Source organism: Neobacillus sp. BF23-41, from assembly GCF_041106275.1.
On the sequence record NZ_JBGBPR010000039.1, the window covers coordinates 1 to 19,011 of the forward strand.

The window sequence follows — 19,011 nt, forward strand, 5'->3', positions numbered from 1 at the left end:
CTCCAAGAAAGTTGATTAGCTCATTTTGTTACGTTGGCTCATGTTCTTCATATTAATAGAAGAAACACGATTTTTTTTATTGTTTGTTGACGTTTTTGTTTGTTTAGTTTTCAAAGAACAATCTATCATGTCAGAAGCGACAGAGTTATTATTATATCGAATCTCTATTGTTATGTCAATATAATATTTTATTTTTTTGTTCTCACTTTCAACGAATTTGACAGCCGTTAAAAGCAACTTCCTTATAATAGCACCTTCGATTCACATATGCAACAGAAAGTTTTTCTTTTTTTATAGAGAGTTTCTTTCAATAGGAGAGAGTTTATTGCCCAATTTTAGGTTTTGTTTGCGAAACTACAGCATTTGTTTGCGAAACCCAAGAAGTTAATAGATACATAGTTCTTGCGCCAACAAAGAGTGAAAATTATTTTAGTGACTCACAAAGTATGATGTACCGGTTAGGGTCTCTTTATTGTCTAATAGAGGTTCATAACCTAGACCTAATAATACAAAACACCCCTTACCTACATGTGTAGATAAGGGGTGTTTTTAATGCCTTGAACTTCCTTAGAATCCTGACTGACGGTGCCTGACACTTAGTAATCTATCAATCTTCGACAAAATCCGGCGCATGACAGGCACCGGGATTCCCGCGACTGTCTCCGGGATTAATGCTTCTCTTTCCCTTTTCCTTTTTCTTTCCCTTTCCCTTGATGATTTTTCCGTTGCTCTTTTTGTTGTTTCGCTTCTTCTTTTTGCTTCTTCCCATTCCCACTATCTTCACTAACCTGTTTTTCTTTTTTGATAATAGGTTTTGGTGGTACTTCTGCAGAATTGACCCCTTTAATATACAGTTCATTATTTACTCGATAGACACTGTTTGGCTCCTGAAAACGCGATGAATCTGTTCCAAATGACTGCATCATGGCTTTAAACATATACTGCGAAATTTTCTGCGTATTTGCGACCATATAGTTACCATTACCGTTTTGTGCGTATCCGGTCCAGACCGCCATTGTGTATTGCGGGGTATATCCTGCAAACCAGCTATCATTTGTCGCGTTGGTCGGGTATCCAAATTTAGTTCTAGTCTCTGCATTGAAATTGGTTGTACCTGTCTTCCCTGCAACATCTAGGTTAAGGACATTCGCTGTTGTACCTGTCCCATCATTTACGACTGTGCGTAACATATCCGTCACCATATATGCCGTATAATCCTGCATGACACGTTTGGATTTTCCCGTAAAATTCACTACTTTGCCATTCGGAAGTACCACCTTTTGGACAAAATGCGGTTTATTGTAGTTGCCGTTATTTCCAAAAGCACTGTAGGCCCCTGCCATGGCTAGAGGACTTACGGTATTGCTTCCAATCGAATAGGATTCATATACTTGGTTATCTTTAAAAGTAATGCCGAGTTTTTCTGCAAAGTTCTTTGCCTGATCCATTCCAACCTCCCGCATCGTGAGAAGAGCAGGAATATTATAAGATTTTTTCAGTGCATTCCGTATCGTCAGCATTCCGTGATATTGATGGTCCCAGTTGGAAATCGGCTCGCCGGTTGAATAGGAGGTATTCTGGTCATTGATTAGATGTGCAGTGGACCATTTCAAATTTTCAATCGCAGGGCCATAATCAAAAATCGGCTTAAATGTTGAGCCTGGTTGACGTTTGATATCAACTGCAAAGTTGTTACCTAGAAATTCTGCTTTATAGTCGTTTCGCCCGCTGCCGATCGCCCTGACTTCACCAGTTTTGGTATCTAAAAAGACGAAAGCTCCCTGAAAACCTGCATCTGGATAGGCAATGATTTCATTGGTGTTCAACATCTTGTCTGCATAATCCTGTGCTTTTTGATCTAGGGTAGTATAGATAGATAATCCATCCTTACTGATGTCTACATCCTTCAGTTTACCCTTTACCTCTTTTACAACTGCATCTAAAAACGCTTCGTAAGGCATATTTTGTTGCGTGCTTTTTGGTACAAGTCCCTCAGTAACTGGAACTTTTGACGCTTCCTGCAATTGTTTCTCTGTTATATAACCATCTCTAAGCATCGAACGTAAGACAATAGTACGACGCTTCGTGGCTGCTTCTTTGTTTTCTGGCTTGGTCGGATCATAGTTATTCGGACTCTGCGGCAGTCCAGCTAACATGGCTGCCTGCGCGAGCGTCAATTTTTTCAAATCATTTGCATCAATACCATAGTAACTCTTTGCTGCAGCAGCTACTCCGTAAGCGCGGTTTCCAAGGTAAATTTTGTTTAAGTACATCATTAAAATATCGTGCTTGGAATATTTCTTTTCCAACTGATACGCCAAGTCCCATTCTTGCACTTTTCGACTTAATGTTTTCTCTGGAGTCAAAAAGGAATTCTTTATCACTTGCTGCGTAATTGTACTACCGCCCTGCGATCCGAAATCTCCGGTTAAGTTTACAAAAATGGCCTTGGCCGTCCTTTTGATATCGATCCCTTGATGCTCATAAAAATGGGAATCTTCCGTGGCGATAAACGCTTGCTCCAGCACTTTCGGAACTTGCTCATACGCAATTTTTGTTCGCTTTTCCTTCCCGTACTCATAAATAAAGTTTCCGTTCTCATCATAGAATTTTGTAGAAAGTGGATCCACCAGCTTAGAAGCATCCAAGTTAGGCGAATCCTTAATCATTGAAGCGAACGATATAGCTCCTGCTCCTGTTGAAACAAGTCCAAGTACGAGACAGACAATGATTACTTTTTTCAATAATGATCCTTTTTTCTTCGGTGTTCGCTGATTTCTTTGTTGATTCTGTCTTGCGTTTTCCGCTTGTTTTCGTTCCTCACGAGATTGATAGGTCTCTTCTGGCATTCTTCTTCTCTCCCATGTCTATTTATGGTTACACAAAGTTGATTTTAATGGAGGTATTGATCAGTTATTTAAATGAATAAGAATATTTAGGCCGTTGTACTTCCTTCACTAAGACGTAAAAAGGGAAATCTTCTCCCTTCAACCAACTATTTATAGAACTTCGTAAGTGGTCTTACATTTATGAGGGAATCAGGAATAATTTTTTCTTCCAATTGGCTCCTTAGGCACAATTTCCAGATTCGAGAAGTAAGACAATTCACTGCACTTATCCATTTGTGTTTTTTACTGACAACCCGTTTTCACAAATATCCCCAGATTGACTGTTTGGAAGTTAGATATAAAAAAATAAAAAATCCCCTCCCATGTTCGGAAGAGGATTTGATCGGGCATATATATTTTTCAAAAACTAAACGGAAAACTGATAAAATTCTGTACTAAAAAGTAGCCGACACAAGCCGTCTGTCCGGCAAGAGTTAGCCCCAAAACAACGGCTGGAACTAATTTCGTTTGAACCAGCGCCACCTTTCTCTTCGGGTTGCTTCTCGACATAAACGCTTGTTTACACACCTGAACCGCACCAATAATAGATTGAACAAATAGAATCGAGGCTAGGAATATACTCATATGAACGAGCACCATTTCGAAGTTAACATTCACAGGTAAAACAGTTTCATAGCGGAAATAGACGGGCAAAGCCAATAGGACAGCAATGGAAAGTCCCCAGATCACGCCAAAAGCGTTGCGAATCCACAACAATAAGGCAAGAACAGTAAGCCCTAAATACAGATAAATAACCAAATGATAGTGGCCTTTCGATACTAAATAAAACAATCCAATTGCTGCCACCGAAGCACCCGTATAGCCTGCATATGAAATGAGCGCTTTTTTAAAGGGTGAAGTAGGATTCCCGGTTGTCTGGCCTGAACCATCTCGATGCAGATGGATTTTACCACCTTCCACGCAAGCACTGATCACGAGATGGACTAAGTTATGGAAATGGGCTAAATAAACCCTGATAATAGGAAGCCCGCTCCCCACCAACGCTACACCCAGGTAAATAAGAATCAGCGTTGTCATATTCAATCTAAACCCTCCTCTCTATGCAAAATAGAATGAAAGCACCAGACCAAAACGGTGGTGCTTCACAAACTTGAATTATAAGACCGCCACTTTTTCATACTTTAACTTTTCAATTTCCTTATTGAGCTCTTCATCACTCACAAAGCTACTGTTCGCTGCTTCAAACTGAGCTAATGGAGTCGCAAATTGAGTTCCTGCCTGAACTACTGCTTCCATCATTAAGATCCGCTCTTCTGCACGGGCCACACCTCTCGCAATATCATCGGTTTGGAAGGAAACCGTCGCTTTCTGAATTTGCTTCATCGACTGAGCCACATTCGCACGTGAAGCTAACAAGATTTTCTTTTGCTGCATTTGGTTGTACGTTTCCTTCAGCTCGTCCAATTTTTCGATAAGGATTTGGGTTTGTCCCTTAATCGACTCGTATTGCTCCTCATATAGTTGTAGCTGGCGATCATGGTTGAGTTTTTCTTGCACAGCCAATTTGGCCATGGCCTCGTCCCCTTGTTCAATCGCCAGTTTGGCCTGACGAGTACGCTTGTCCACTAATGCTTTCGTTTCCGAAATGAGTGCCGCTTGTTTTTTCTCTACAAAAATTTGCCTAGCTAGGGATTTCTGACCTTTGACAATTTCCTGTTCCATTTCCCTAGAATACTCATTTAACATCGCAATCGGATCTTCGATACCGTCTAAAAGCCCGTTAATTTCCGCCATTGTAATTGTTTTTAATCTTTTAAAAATACCCATGCTATTCATTCTCCTTTTTAGTTACTAAATTTTTTTCCCATTGATCTAAAACGCTAGCATTCTGGTTAGTTACCGGGATATGCGAGCCTACCACAGAAGTGTTAATAAACTGTTGCATCGAAGAAGCTTTCGACTTCTTTCTGAGCCATCTTACGAATAGTACTAGAGCAGCTAGTCCAATAATTAGGAAGAGCCAAGGGAATCCTCCGTCATGGTGAGCGCCATTCATCATCTCACGGCCCCCGCCAAATCCGCCGCGGCCTCCCATTTCACCGGGACCATGTCCATGAGGACCTCTAGCATAAGCACTGCTCCCTCCTAGTAGAAAGTGGAGTACGTTAATCACTAGTACCGTAGAGGCAATGATCACACCCCAGAAAATACCCTTTTTCACTTTTGTATTCATCTCTTTATCTCCTTTCGTTACCTGATGTAATGAATAGTAATAGAGAATGGTGAAAACTTGGTGAAAAGAGAAAGCTAGCAAGTAAGTTTTTTATTTAGGACGAAATAGGAGGGAAATCTACCAAAATGAGTTTCAGTTTCTTACTATATAAGCTATTGCTTCTAAATTCGCTCATAAAAACACTAAATTCGCCCATTAAAGCCTAAAATTCGCCCACAAAACTCGAAGATTCGCTCATAAAACTCAAAAATTCGCACATTAAAGAGACAAGTCGTTTTATAAATCATAAATGCTCAGCTATTGAAGTGTAATTTTACACAAAACATCCTTTTAACGAGCCCCTCTATGAGTAATAACAACGTTATTTTCGAAAACAGGCAAAAATTAATAGTAATATGGGCTTCACAGATGGTAGACCTGCTTCTATACGTATCCATAGTCAAATTCGTGTGGTGTCAGGCACCAAAAGTTATCAAAAAAAAGGCAGAAACCCTTATATTTAGTAAGAGTTTCTGCCATTGCATCCCTTGTCGTACTTGCTGGTGTGCTAATTATCAATATGTTCCTATAGGGAGAAGCAAAATTAAAATACCACCCCCGTGCCGAAGCAGGCAAAAGGGTGGTATTTTTATATTCAGGATTCTTATTACATAATTATTGGCCTTACTACATATTTTCAGGCTCTTATTACATATTTTCTGACTCTTATTACATATTTTCTGACTCTTATTACATATTTTCTGACTCTTATTACATATTTTCCAAAACCCTAAATTAGTTTACTTTCACTGCAATTTTTTCTAATGGCTGTGCATTTCCGTAGACAGGGCGATTACGCTCTACAGGCTGAGCCCATTTCACTGCATTCACAATCACACGTTGAATGTCTTTGTTATAATACGTTGGATAGGTTTCATGTCCCGGTCTGAAATAAAATACCTTGCCGTTGCCCCTTGTATAGGTGCAGCCGCTTCGAAATACTTCGCCGCCTTCAAACCAGCTTGTAAAAATAAGTTCCTCTGGTGCCGGGATATCAAAATGCTCACCATACATTTCTTCTTTTTCAAGTTCAATAAACTCCCCAATTCCTTCGACGATCGGATGGCTTGGAGCTACAACCCACAGACGTTCTTTCTCATCCGCTTCACGCCATTTCAAGTCACAGCTTGTCCCCATTAATGTTTTGAAGATTTTGGAGAAGTGACCAGAATGAAGTACAATCAGTCCCATTCCATCCAATACGCGCTGCCGAACTTTCGATACTACTTCGTCACTTACTTCACCATGTGCAAGATGTCCCCACCAAATGAGTACGTCTGTGTTATTTAATACGTCAACTGTTAAACCGTGCTCTGGCTCATCTAATGTAGCTGTTCCTGCTTGAAATCCAGCTTCTGTTAAGAATCCGGCAATCGCGCCATGAATGCCACTCGGATAAATTTCGCTTACAACTGGATTTTTTTGCTCATGGCGATTTTCATTCCATACTGTTACCTTTATCATCTTTTCTTCCTCCATTTTCATTAACAATTTAAGTACTCTAGTAAGCTACGTTTTGAATAGAAAACTACACCTTGCTCCAATCGAATCAATCAACATTCACAACGTGCCCTTTTTCTGCAGAAATGATGATCCGATCAATTACTTTTTGGTTCTTGTATCCATCGTCAAAGGTAGGCATATTCTGACCTTTGTTATTTAAGATTAGTTCAGCAAAGTCACTTAAAATGGTCTTATTATATTTCTCTGGTACTGTTTCTGTCTTCAAAACAGGTTTCTCTTCTGATTTACCCTTAACATAAATATCAATTTCATTTGGACGCTCAATATTCATATGGATCGTTCCGCAATCCCCGAATAATGTAACTTCAAGCTGATTCGATGATCCAATTGCATTTCTTGTAGTGACAAAATTCCCTACTACGCCATTTCCAAGAATGGCTTGGAAACTTGTAAAATCATCCACGTCAACCTGTCTCTCTTCTCCAGTAATAGGGTCTAACCGTCTGTCAACAAAGGTTTTCATCAATGCTGAGACTGAATGGAATTCTCCTACAAAAAACCGAGCACTATCAATCATGTGAGCTCCCAAGTCGCCTAATGCTCCTGTACCAGTAACTGCTTTATTAAAACGCCATAAATACGGAACATTGAATAAAGGCGCTCCAAACGATTGTTGGTATCGTACATCAATATGACGTATTTGACCTATTGTATTTTCTTCTAATAACTTTTTTGCGTATTGAAAAGATGGTGTATAACGATGAATAAATCCTATCATGCAAGGAATTGGATTTTTCTTATATAAAAGATTCAGATTCTCTGCTTCCTCAAAATTCAATGTAAATGGTTTTTCAGCTAATATTGGTTTTTGATGTAAAATGCATAACTCCAAGATTTTAGCGTGCAAGTTATTGGGAACAACAGAGATTATCGCATCAACATCAGGAGAGACAATGATCTCTTCAATATTATTGAAGCGTTTATCCTGACTAATGCCTTCTTCCTCACCGATTTTGTTTAAAATATCTTGATTACTATCACAAATCGCACCAACTTGAATCGAATCTATTTTAGAAATGTTTCTAAGATAAAAATTTGACATCCCGCCAAGACCAATGACCCCAACAGTAACTACTTTATTGCGAATCATATGTTCACTCCTTCGTTTAACAGACTTTTTTCCTCTACATTCCTACCATCATATTTTGAAAACACTTTTCTAAACATATAGGAATTTACAAAGGCTAATAAGGCAAATCCTCCGAACGTTCCAATATACAGCACGGATAGGAATCCTATAACGGAAGAAAACACAAAAATAACTGGAACAAAGGTCAAAACGATCACTAGCAGCAGACTTGGAAAATTGGAAATTCCTATTAATAATGAATTTAATAATGACTGTTTAATCGTGTTTTCAAATCTGGCCATATAAGGAAAAATAAAAAGCAGGATGCAAAGATAAACAAATCCAAAAAGGATTAACACACTTGTGAAAAATATCCTAAGCACTCCATTAAGATTTCCTAAAAAATAGAAATCTGCTAGAAGGATAAAACCTGAGGCCAACATTATGAACCAAACAATAGTACTTTGGGTAAAATTCTTTTTAAAAGATAGGATAAAGCTCTTACATAGATAACTCTCTTCATTGCTTGCCATTTTAATAGTTACAGAATATAAGGCAGTAATGGAAGTGCCAATGGTTAGGATCGGAATACAAAAGAGTATGAATAAAAAGTTTAATATGACAATATCAACTGCTCTTGATAAGAATTTAATCAATGGACTATTCAACTGAAATAATTGACTCATTTTTTTGCCGCCCCTTTCTAGATAAACCGTTATTAACCGCCCAATGTTCACTCTCTTCTTTACATACACAACAGCCGGCCGCGCGATTATCACGTGAACCGGCTGTCATTTCGATCAAGAGCTTAAAAAAGGTTTATTTGGTTAATTTATCTTTTATTTAAGATTTTTTTGATATCTATCAAATGCTTGCTTCTGAATTTTCACATATTCATCTAAGCCCATTTGTTTTAATTGGGAAATATATGAATCCCACTCTTTAGTAGCTCCACCCTCAACAACCCATTTAGATTGCATAGAATTCACATAAGATGTAAGGTCTGTATTTAATGCACTTAATTGGTTCATCTCTTCTGCTGTATAAGAAACATTTGGAAATTGATCTCTTACATACTTATTAATTTGTTTATCTAATTCAAGCTTCAATCCATCTCCGCCATTAGTTGGTAAGGTTACCTTTTTGTTAAAGTCTTCCCCGATAAATTTAGGACCAAAATCACGGAATGAGTTAACCCAAGCAAATATATCTGCAGACTCACCTTTCGGAGCATCTAAGACTTTATATGTTCCGTCATCATTCTTTTCAACCCCAACACCGAACGAACCGTAGAACGTTTGAATACTTGCATCTTCTGTGTAGAATTGATCTGCCCATTTTAATAATTTAGCAGGATTCTTTGCTTTCGTTGTGATCATAAACTCATCTCTAGAATAGATTGGTGCATCCGTCATGACATAACGTTGTCCATCTGGACCTTCTAGTGCAGGTAATTGAACATACTCACTTGCATTTGGTCCAAATGTAGCGTCAGGTGTCCAACCAGAGGAAACTCCCACCAAAGAACCTTTTTCATCTTTCCGTTTTGCTTCAGCCATAGAGGTATCTTGTGTAAATAACTCTTTATCAATTAGTCCTTCTGCATACGCTTTATGCATCCATTCAATGCCTTCTTTAAAAGCTTCTTCAGTTGGCATAAAGACTGGCTTTCCATCTTTTACAGTCATAGAAGTGGAATAACTGCCTTTAGGTAAACCAAATGGTAAAATGAACCCCAGAACATCACCCTGATAAGCAATTTCATCAGTTGGGTCCCCGTTTCCATTTGCATCTTTTTCCTTGAATGCTTTTAAAACGTTATAAAACTCTTCATACGTTTCAGGCATGGACAGACCCAAATTATCCAGCCATTTTTTATTGATGTACAAGGAATTTCCTGCAATTGGTCTTAAAGGAAGTTTCTTCGGCAAACTATAAATGTGTCCATCAGGAGATGTAGCCATAGCACGCAATGTAGGGTCCGCTTCAAATGCTGCTTTTAAATTCGGCATGTTTTTTTCAATCAAATCTTCTAGTGGAATAAACATGCTTTGGTTCTTAGCTATATCTGCGTCCGTTAGCGTAATAGACCCCCAAAATGCATCCGGTAAATCTCCACCAGCTAATAGTACTGATTTTTTGTCTGGCCATTCAGAATTCAAATATGTATCCCAATCAACTGAAATTCCTGCTTTTTTTTCAGTTTCTGCAACAAACCCTTTTAAAAAGTCGTCTCCCCAGTCAGACCAACGGACGGTCGCAATTTTATACGTTCCATCATCATTAGATTTCGAACTGGAACTAGATGAAGTATTACTACAGCCAACTATTAAACTAGCCGCCAACGTTAAATTCATTACGATTCCTAATTTTCTCTTAAGCATCATTTTTTCCCCCAATAGATTATTCTTTAATTGAACCAACCATAACACCTTGATTAAAATACTTTTGTAAAAATGGATACAAGCACATGATAGGAACAGTGGAGACGACAATTGCTGCATACTTCATCATCTCAGATAATCTTCGTAATTCCGAAGCTAAATCTCCTGAAGCAGTTCCCAGAAGGGACTGATTCGATATCAAAATTCTTCGAAGTATCAATTGAAGCGGTTGCAAATCTTCATTTGTAATATAAATTAAGGCATTAAACCAAGAGTTCCATATCCCGACTGCTGTCCAAAGACCGATAACGGCTAGAATTGCCTTTGATAATGGCAGCACCATCGTGAGAAAATATCTAAAGGTCCCGCAGCCATCAATCTGCGCTGCTTCCCAAAGAGTCTCAGGAATACTCTGTTTAAAGAATGTTCTTGCGATAATAATGTTGAAAGATGAGACGGCAAACGGTAACACCATCACCCAGAAGGTATCTAATAATCCAAAAGCTTTCACGACTAAATAAGTTGGAACTAACCCACCGCCGATGAACATCGGAATAATAATGAACAACGATATCCACTTTCTTCCAAACAATTCTTGCCTTGATAATGCATAACCTGCTGGAATGTTTACAACTAAAGCAATAAATGTTCCGACAACGGTATAGATGATGGTATTTAGATATCCTTTCCAAACGATATCTTGTTTAAATAATTCCATATATCCATCTAATTTCCACTCTTCGGGCCAAAACCAGACCTTTCCATTTAAAACATCGGCAGGATTACTAAATGAGGCGATAATAATAAACCAAAGTGGATAAATAATCATCAAGATCATTAGTACCGCGAATCCATACACGGCAAAATCAAAAATTCGATCTTTCCAACTCTTTTGAGCTCTCATTTTATTAAAAAACTTTTTGTTTATTAATAGTTCCATTGCCTTACCTCCCTTCTAAAGCAAGCTTGTTTTCGTAAGTTTCTTAGACATATAATTCACTAATAGTAAGATAATGATATTGACTACAGTATTGAATAACCCAATGGCAGTTGATAAGCTGTATTGGAAATTCTGTATCCCTATTTTATAAACATATGTAGATATGATTTCACTTCCAGGTAAGTTTAATTGATTTTGTAATAAAAAGACTTTTTCAAATCCGACACTCAAAAGACTGCCTGCTCGTAAGATCAATAAAATCATTGCGGTAGGTAAAAGTAAGGGTAAATCAATATGACGGATTTTTTGCATTTTGCTCGCACCATCCATGGTAGCAGCCTCATAATAGGTAGGATCAATGGATGATAGAGCTGCTAAGAAAATAATACTATCCCAGCCTAAATGCTGCCAAACATCGCTCCATACATAGATACTGCTAAAAAATGATGGATTTGATAATAGGTTGGGCATTTCGATTCCAATTAATCCTAACAAATTAGCTATCAATCCATTGCTTGGTGACAAGAAAATCAAGATCATTCCACACATAACCATTGTAGAAATGAAATGCGGTAAATAGGTTGTGACTTGAAATACCTTTTTAAACAGTCCGATACGAATTTGATTACAAAGTATGGCTAACGCAATCGGTAATGGAAACCCTACCAAAATACTGTATAAACTGATATACAATGTATTTTTTAACGTCAGATCAAATTGATAGGAATGAAAATATTGAATAAAATGCTTGAATCCTACCCAGGGGCTTCCCCATATCCCTAATGCTGGTGAATAATCTTTAAAGGCCATTACTAATCCGTACATAGGAATGTAAGTAAAACAGATTAATAATATAATGGAAGGTAATAGTAAAACATATAAAGGGCCGCTTTTCTTAAACTGTCTCATCCATTTAGATGTTTTGCTTTCGTTCGATAGGACGGCGGCATTCGTAAATCGTTGCGAAGCAAGTGTACTTTTCACATGATTCCCTCCTTTATTTGATATACCTATTATAAGAAAGCGCATTCACAATAAATAGAAATAAACCGACCATTCGTAATACTATTTAGTGCAAATGGAGACATTCTCTTAAGTAAATTTAACAAAATAGCACTATTCAGTCCTTTTACAGCTATTCAATCGCTTTCTTGACGTTTTTTTGCTAGAAACTGCAAGTTTATACTATATATAATGAGGATAGTACAGGAGTTGAAAAAAGTTGCGGTTACCCTTTGGAAAAAATCCATCCTATTCCATTAATTATTATTCGAAAATGCTTATTATCATTTTAATTTGTATTTTCCTAATCAATTGCGTTGTTAGTGTCATAACAATCTCTATTACTAGACAACAAAGCATTGATTACATTGAAAATACTTTTAACCTTTATTTAAGGGACACACAAAAAAGGCTTAATGCAATCGATCATTTTATGATTTGGACTGTTAAGAATGAACCATTAATTGGAGATATCGAAGATGCTCAAGGTGTAGATGAATTCTCCACTAGCCTTAGCAATTTCAGAACGAGAGTAAACGATTTTCAATACTCTACCGGAAAAGAATATCAGTTCTTCTTAGCATTAAAAAAAGAGAACCTCTTTTTTAATAGTTCTCCCATTAAAATCAACTATTCTGATTACCTTAAAATGAAAAAAACTTTAATGTCAGAAACGAAAACGTTAAATAATTATGAGAACATAAAAACCTGGCAATCTCTTAAGCTGAATAAAAAATTCTATTTATATCATTTAATCGAATACCAAAATAGAGTATTTATTTGTTTGGTTTCAGTAGATGATATCCTTTCGCCTTTACAAGACATCAAATTAGGCAAGAACGGCTCGATTATTATGGAACAGGATAAATATGTTTTTCTTTCTAACTCAAATCCGGTTCATTTATTGGAAAAAGAGGAACCCGGTACACTTTTCAATAGTCACCTGTTTTTTGATGAGGAAGACACATCACTCCCCTTTTCCCTACATGTAACCGTTGATCATTTTGGTGCTTTTGAAAAAGTCATTTTAGCTCAATTAACTATTATAACAGCAACCATTTTTATTAGTTTGATTTTGTTCCTTATGCTGCTCTATATAAAGAAAAAGGTCATATCCCCCGTTCATGCTTTTTCTAAAAATCTTGCTGATATAAATAACAATAATGGGATCATTGATTTTGAAACCAGTAGTATTAAAGAGCTTGAAGAAGCAAATGTCCAATTCAGAGGCCTGATCAGTGAAATAAAAAAACTAAAAGTAAATATTTATGAGCAAGAAATTGAAAAGAATAAAATACAAATGGATTTTATGAAATTACAGATAAAACCCCATTTTTATCTCAATTGTTTAACAACCATATATAGTATGGCTCAAATGAAGATGTATAACGAAATTATAGAAATGTCATCATCCACAGCTAAATATTTCAGATATTTATTTCAAACAAACCAAGACTTTGTCAAGCTAGAGAAGGAATTAGAGCATATAAATGATTATTTGGCTATTCAAAAATTAGTGCATGGACCCGCTTTTCTTTTTGAAAGATTTATCGAACCTGATATAGACCAAGCGAAAATTCCGCCATTAGTCATCCAAACATTCATTGAAAATACGGTTAGATATTCCGTTTCTTTAGATGATGAAATGAGCATCTTCATAAGTATTTATCATGTTAATATGAATAACAATAAATTCATTAAAATCACGATAAAGGATACGGGCCCAGGATTCCCTCCTGATATACTAGATAAGCTTCAGAACAATATTCCTTTAACGAATAGAAAGGGAAATCATATCGGGATCAACAATGTAGTCCAAAGGCTTCGACTATTGTATGGGGGAGAGTTTTTGATAAACTTTTCTAACGATCCTGATGGCGGTGCCAGAATTATGTTAATGATCCCTTACCTTATGTACGAGGAGTGAACAGTATGAATGTGTTGATTGTTGACGATGATCGCTTTGTCGTCTCTGCTTTAGAACAAAAAATGGATTGGGCCTCCTTAGGCATCGAACAAATTTACACCGCAAACAATATTCGTCAAGCAAAGAAAATATTTGATCACAATACAATCCATATTCTCATTAGCGATATAGAAATGCCACAAGGCAGCGGTCTTGAATTATTATCATGGATACGATCAGAGGGATTTAATGTTCAAGCTATCTTTTTAACTAATTTTGCGGACTTTAACTACGCACAAAAAGCGATAGAACTTCAAAGCTTTGAATATTATTTAAAACCAATTGAATTTGATAAACTAGAATTAATCATAAAAAAAGCGATAAAAAAAGTAAATGTGAGTCAAATAAATGAAGATGCGATGAAAGTCGGACATTACTGGCAACAAAATAAAGAAAAACTAGTAGACCATTTTTGGTTCACCTATTTAAAAGAAAATCACTCTTTATCTAGCGAAGAAATACAAGAACAACTGAGAATCCATAATTTAGAATATTCTATGGATGATTGTTTCTTACCACTAATACTCGACTTATTTCCATATAAATTAGTTGAGAATAAGGAAATAATTTTTATATTTGATCAAGAAAATAATCTTGAAAAAAGGTTGAAATCTATTATAATTGAATCCTTCAAAGACAGCCCTATTCGTTTAGATGCTTTCCTGCAACTTAGTAAAAATAAAGACGAGTATCTCGCTATTTTTAAATTAATAGATTGTACGATTGAACCATCTGCAAGGGAGTTAATTTCTTCTTTTCAGCAAACAATTGCAGCCATTAACAATCAATTACATTGTGATGCCCAATGCAATATAGGTTTGTCAGGTGCTTTAGACAACATTCAATCCATTGTGAAGAAGCTTAAAGTTGTCCAAGATGAAACATTCGATTATAGAAACAAAACATTTTGTTTAGAAACTCACCAAATAAGCGATACAAAATATGCTGAGCCCAATCTGCAATTGTTGGAACAATATCTCCAAACCGGCAATAGATTAAGTTTCATTAATAAGTGCTACCAATACCTTACAAACTTATTAGATAAAAATGCGTTAAATCATAATGTGATGTGTAGTTTTAGATTAGATATTACTCAGTTAATCTATACTCATTTAAAGAAAAAAGAAATTCTTGCGAATAAGTTATTCCAAGGGAAGATTGGTGATCTTTTACTAGAACAATCTTCAAGATCTATAGACGATTTAATGATTTATTTTTCCTATTTAGTAGATGTTTCTCTAGACTATATGGCATTTACTAACTCACAGAAATCGGTTGTAAAGACTATTTGTGAATATATTGATCAAAATTATCAAGAAAATATCACGAGAACGAACTTAGCTAAAACGGTCTATCTTAGCCCAGATTATATTGCTAGAATATTTAAAAAGGAAACGGGAATATCACTGGTCAATTATATTATTAAAAAGAGAGTCGACATCGCAAAAGACTTACTGATGAATACAGATCTTCCTGTTCATTTAATTTCTGATAAAGTAGGCTATGAAAATTACTCCTATTTTACGAAGCTTTTTAAGAAAGAAACCAATTATACTCCAGTAGACTATCGAAAAATAGCCCATTCAAAAAGTGAAACTTTTTGAAATTTATGAGAGTGGAAACACTTGAACACCTCAGGGGCAGTTCTCATAAAAAAGGCAGAAACCCTTATATTTAGTAAGGGGTTCTGCCTTTTTGATTAATAATTGAGTGATCTAACTCGACAAATTTCGAGGCGCATCGTGTCACTTGTTTCCTTATCACCTTAACAGATGCAAGCAAAATTCCAAATCCGCTTGTAGATGGGTTTTCATTAGCATTTCTGCTTTTTCTCCATTTCTTGCTTTAATGGCTTGGTATATTTGCTCGTGTTCGTCGATTAAATGGGGGCGGTTGTAGAATACGACTGTTTTACGGAAAAGGTAAATGATGGATGACATCCGATCAATAATATCAATCATGACCGGGTTATTACTGGCTTCGACAATAATTTCATGAAACCGCTCATTTGCTTCCATAATTTCCTCGACTGTTCCTGTCTTCCCTATCTCCACACATTGATGTAATGATTGAAGCTCATTTTCTTTTAAATAGGACGCTGCACACTGAGCGGAATAGCCCTCAAGGAGCATTCGTACTTGAAACATATTTCGCAAATCCTTTTCGGACGGCTTCACTACTTTTTTATTCTCAATAAGCCCTTCATGCTCCAACTTTCGAATCGATTCCCGGATGGGTGTTCTACTGACACCTAATTCGGCAGCAATTTTTTCCTCGACAATTTTGGTACCACCAGGAAGTTCTCCATTTAAGATCCTATCACGAAGGATCTCATAGGATTGGTGGGAAGCAGGACGAGAACGATTACTTTCTAACACACTGTTCACCTCTATATCTCTTCAAACCTACATTTATTTTACCAAAATTCTTGTCAAAAAAATACAATAGACATCAGTTTCACTAATTTTTGTATACGAAAAATAATTATTTGTATACAAAAATTAAAAATTCGTGTACAATAATTTTTGTAAACGACATCTGAAAGCGATTGCAGATGAATGGATCGCTTAACTTATAAGATTTCAAATAGAATGAGGAGGAATTTATCATGACACAAAGAGTCGGTTTTATAGGTCTAGGAATTATGGGGAAACCAATGGCATTAAACCTAATCAAAGCGGGATTTTCACTTACGGTGAATGATCTAAATCAAGAAGCCGTCCATCAGGTGGTTGAAGCTGGAGCAGTGGCGGCTCATTCTGCGAAAGAAGTAGCAGAAAACAGTGATGTCATTATCACAATGTTACCTGCCTCAAAACATGTTGAAGAAGTTGTTTTAAGTGAAAATGGAATCTTGGCAGGGGCCAAAGCAGGTTCGGTCATTATCGATATGAGTTCAATTACACCTGAAGTCTCACGGGAACTAGCAGCAGCGGCAGCGGAAAAAGGCGTTGGCATGCTAGATGCGCCAGTCAGCGGCGGCGAACCAAAAGCAATTGATGGTACATTAGCCATTATGGTTGGTGGGAAAGAAGATGTTTTTGAAAGCGTTCTGCCGGTCCTCTACGGGATGGGGAAAGACGTGATCTTAGTTGGTGATCATGGCTGTGGCGTGACCGCAAAGCTTGCCAATCAAATTATTGTAAACCTTAACATAGCAGCGATGTCCGAGGCACTTGTTCTAGCAGCGAAAGCAGGTATTGATATTGAAAAAATGTACCAAGCAATCCGCGGCGGACTTGCTGGAAGTGCTGTTCTGGATGCCAAGGTACCATTGATTTTAGACAGAAACTTCGTAGCTGGCGGCAGTATTGCCATCAACATGAAAGATATTACGAATGTAATGGACACTGCCCATGAAATTGGCGTTCCACTTCCATTATCAAGTCAATTGCTAGAAATTTTTCATGCATTAAAGGTCGATGGAAAAATAAAAGACGATCATGGCAGCATTGTCCGTTATTATGAAAAGCTTGCCAATGTTGAAGTAAAGAAGGCGTAAATGATGACTGAAACGAACAGAATATCCGCAGCGTACCTAGAAACCGTCCCTGAGGTGGACCGTCAGGCAGTCAATCAATTAGCTACCGAAGCACTAAAAAGCCTAAACAAAAAAATCATCGTCCTCGATGATGATCCAACAGGTGTCCAAACCGTCCATGATATCTCCGTTTTCACGGATTGGTCTGAAGAAAGTATTGAGCAGGGCTTTAACGAAGAGCAGTCCATGTTTTTCATTTTGACAAATTCCCGAGGCTTTACAGCGGAAGAAACCGAAAAGGCTCATCGTGAGATCGCCGCTAACATTTTAACCGTAGCTTCTAAATTAAATCGAGAATTCCTCATTATTAGCCGTGGAGATTCCACACTTAGAGGACATTATCCACTAGAAACGACCGTTTTAAAGGATACACTCGAATCAGGTTCTGATTTGAAAATAGATGGTGAGGTCATCCTGCCATTTTTCAAAGAAGGCGGTCGATTGACCATTAACAACATCCACTATGTTCAAAATGGTCAAGAGCTTGTACCTGCAGGCGAAACCGAATTTGCAAAAGACCGGACATTTGGCTATTCCAGTTCTCATTTAGGAGAATGGATAGAAGAAAAGTCGAACGGTTTATTTCTTGCTAAAAATACAGTATATATCTCACTCGAACAATTACGGGCCATGGAGATTGACGCCATCACGGAACAGCTTCTTCAGGTAAACGATTTTAATAAAGTTGTAGTGAATGCAGTCGACGAAGTCGATGTTAAAGTATTCACGGCTGCCTTAGTACAAGCAATCAATGCCGGAAAGAACTTCCTTTTTAGAAGTGCAGCCGCTCTTCCAAAGGTCATAGGCGGAGTCAGCGATAAAGCTCTGCTAACGAGAGAAGAATTAATAATAGAAGAAACAGGGAATGGCGGATTAGTTATTATCGGTTCCCATGTGAAGAAGACGACGGAACAGCTAGAAAAATTAAAAGAATTAACCACCATTGAATTTATCGAGTTTAATAGTCATTTAGTTTTACAACCAGAGCAATTCAAAGCGGAATGCGACCGCGTGGTAGAAACCACCGAAGCACTGATCCGATCCGGTAAAACCGTTGCCGTTTATACAAGTAGACAACGGCTTGATCTTGGCGAGAATAAAAAAGAAGAAGAGTTAAAAATGTCTGTGACGATTTCGGATGCGGTAACAAGCATTGTAACGAGATTACAGGTGAAACCGAATTTCCTTGTCGCAAAAGGTGGAATTACCTCCAGCGATGTAGGGACAAAAGGACTAAGGGTAAGAAGAGCAACCGTTGCTGGACAAATTAGACCGGGAATTCCTGTCTGGAGAACTGGGGATGAAAGTAAGTATCCAGGCATGTCCTATGTTATTTTTCCAGGCAATGTTGGAACACAAAGTGATTTAAAAGCAGTGGTAGAGATTTTAAGCACGAAGTAAATTTAACTGATCGATTGGAATGCCGTTCTGGCATTCCACACTTTCAAAGGGGAAAGAGGGAGA

15 protein-coding genes are annotated in these 19,011 nt (G+C 37.3%); 4 read left to right on the forward strand and 11 right to left on the reverse strand.

Annotated features, from left to right (window positions below; all coding sequences use genetic code 11):
• Positions 1 to 668: 668 nt before the first annotated feature.
• From AB7942_RS27925 to AB7942_RS27970, 10 genes are all read right to left on the reverse strand, one after another.
• Positions 669 to 2,849, reverse strand: a complete 2,181-nt coding sequence (locus AB7942_RS27925) for a transglycosylase domain-containing protein (protein ID WP_483310938.1) — start codon at positions 2,847 to 2,849, stop codon at positions 669 to 671.
• A gap of 399 nt (positions 2,850 to 3,248) precedes the next feature.
• Positions 3,249 to 3,926 (reverse strand): M50 family metallopeptidase, encoded by a 678-nt coding sequence (locus AB7942_RS27930; RefSeq protein ID WP_369449382.1) that lies wholly within the window; start codon positions 3,924 to 3,926, stop codon positions 3,249 to 3,251.
• Positions 3,927 to 4,004: 78 nt separating this feature from the next.
• Positions 4,005 to 4,676 (reverse strand): PspA/IM30 family protein, encoded by a 672-nt coding sequence (locus AB7942_RS27935; RefSeq protein WP_369449383.1) that lies wholly within the window; start codon positions 4,674 to 4,676, stop codon positions 4,005 to 4,007.
• Between the two features lies 1 nt (position 4,677).
• Positions 4,678 to 5,082, reverse strand: coding sequence for a hypothetical protein (locus AB7942_RS27940; protein ID WP_369449384.1), 405 nt, complete (start codon positions 5,080 to 5,082; stop codon positions 4,678 to 4,680).
• A 774-nt stretch (positions 5,083 to 5,856) separates the two neighbouring features.
• Positions 5,857 to 6,585 carry a ThuA domain-containing protein gene (locus AB7942_RS27945; RefSeq protein WP_335439623.1) on the reverse strand — a complete coding sequence of 243 codons (729 nt, stop codon included), beginning with the start codon at positions 6,583 to 6,585 and terminating at the stop codon, positions 5,857 to 5,859.
• An 85-nt stretch (positions 6,586 to 6,670) separates the two neighbouring features.
• Positions 6,671 to 7,735 (reverse strand): Gfo/Idh/MocA family protein, encoded by a 1,065-nt coding sequence (locus AB7942_RS27950; RefSeq protein ID WP_369449385.1) that lies wholly within the window; start codon positions 7,733 to 7,735, stop codon positions 6,671 to 6,673.
• Positions 7,732 to 8,400, reverse strand: coding sequence for a YesL family protein (locus tag AB7942_RS27955; protein ID WP_369449386.1), 669 nt, complete (start codon positions 8,398 to 8,400; stop codon positions 7,732 to 7,734). The genes AB7942_RS27950 and AB7942_RS27955 overlap by 4 nt, the downstream gene beginning before the upstream one ends.
• 153 nt (positions 8,401 to 8,553) lie before the next feature.
• Positions 8,554 to 10,101, reverse strand: a complete 1,548-nt coding sequence (locus AB7942_RS27960; protein ID WP_369449387.1) for a type 2 periplasmic-binding domain-containing protein — start codon at positions 10,099 to 10,101, stop codon at positions 8,554 to 8,556.
• 16 nt (positions 10,102 to 10,117) lie between these two features.
• Positions 10,118 to 11,038: a carbohydrate ABC transporter permease gene (locus tag AB7942_RS27965; protein ID WP_335439629.1), complete on the reverse strand. Its 921-nt coding sequence runs from the start codon at positions 11,036 to 11,038 to the stop codon at positions 10,118 to 10,120.
• Positions 11,039 to 11,053: 15 nt separating this feature from the next.
• Complete coding sequence (locus AB7942_RS27970; protein ID WP_483310940.1) at positions 11,054 to 11,947, reverse strand: ABC transporter permease; 894 nt, start codon at positions 11,945 to 11,947, stop codon at positions 11,054 to 11,056.
• A 313-nt stretch (positions 11,948 to 12,260) separates the two neighbouring features.
• Between AB7942_RS27970 and AB7942_RS27975 the strand changes: the two genes are divergently transcribed.
• Entirely contained in the window at positions 12,261 to 13,967 is a 1,707-nt protein-coding gene (locus tag AB7942_RS27975; protein WP_369449389.1) for a sensor histidine kinase, read from the forward strand.
• A gap of 5 nt (positions 13,968 to 13,972) precedes the next feature.
• Positions 13,973 to 15,610 (forward strand): response regulator transcription factor, encoded by a 1,638-nt coding sequence (locus AB7942_RS27980; RefSeq protein ID WP_369449390.1) that lies wholly within the window; start codon positions 13,973 to 13,975, stop codon positions 15,608 to 15,610.
• A 156-nt stretch (positions 15,611 to 15,766) separates the two neighbouring features.
• Here AB7942_RS27980 and AB7942_RS27985 read toward each other — a convergent pair whose 3' ends face one another.
• Positions 15,767 to 16,384, reverse strand: a complete 618-nt coding sequence (locus tag AB7942_RS27985) for a GntR family transcriptional regulator (protein WP_483310939.1) — start codon at positions 16,382 to 16,384, stop codon at positions 15,767 to 15,769.
• A gap of 230 nt (positions 16,385 to 16,614) precedes the next feature.
• On the opposite strand from AB7942_RS27985, the gene garR reads away from it, so the two are divergent.
• Entirely contained in the window at positions 16,615 to 17,508 is an 894-nt protein-coding gene (gene garR, locus AB7942_RS27990) for a 2-hydroxy-3-oxopropionate reductase (RefSeq protein WP_369449392.1), read from the forward strand.
• A gap of 3 nt (positions 17,509 to 17,511) precedes the next feature.
• Positions 17,512 to 18,948, forward strand: a complete 1,437-nt coding sequence (locus tag AB7942_RS27995) for a four-carbon acid sugar kinase family protein (protein WP_483310941.1) — start codon at positions 17,512 to 17,514, stop codon at positions 18,946 to 18,948.
• Positions 18,949 to 19,011 lie beyond the last annotated feature (63 nt).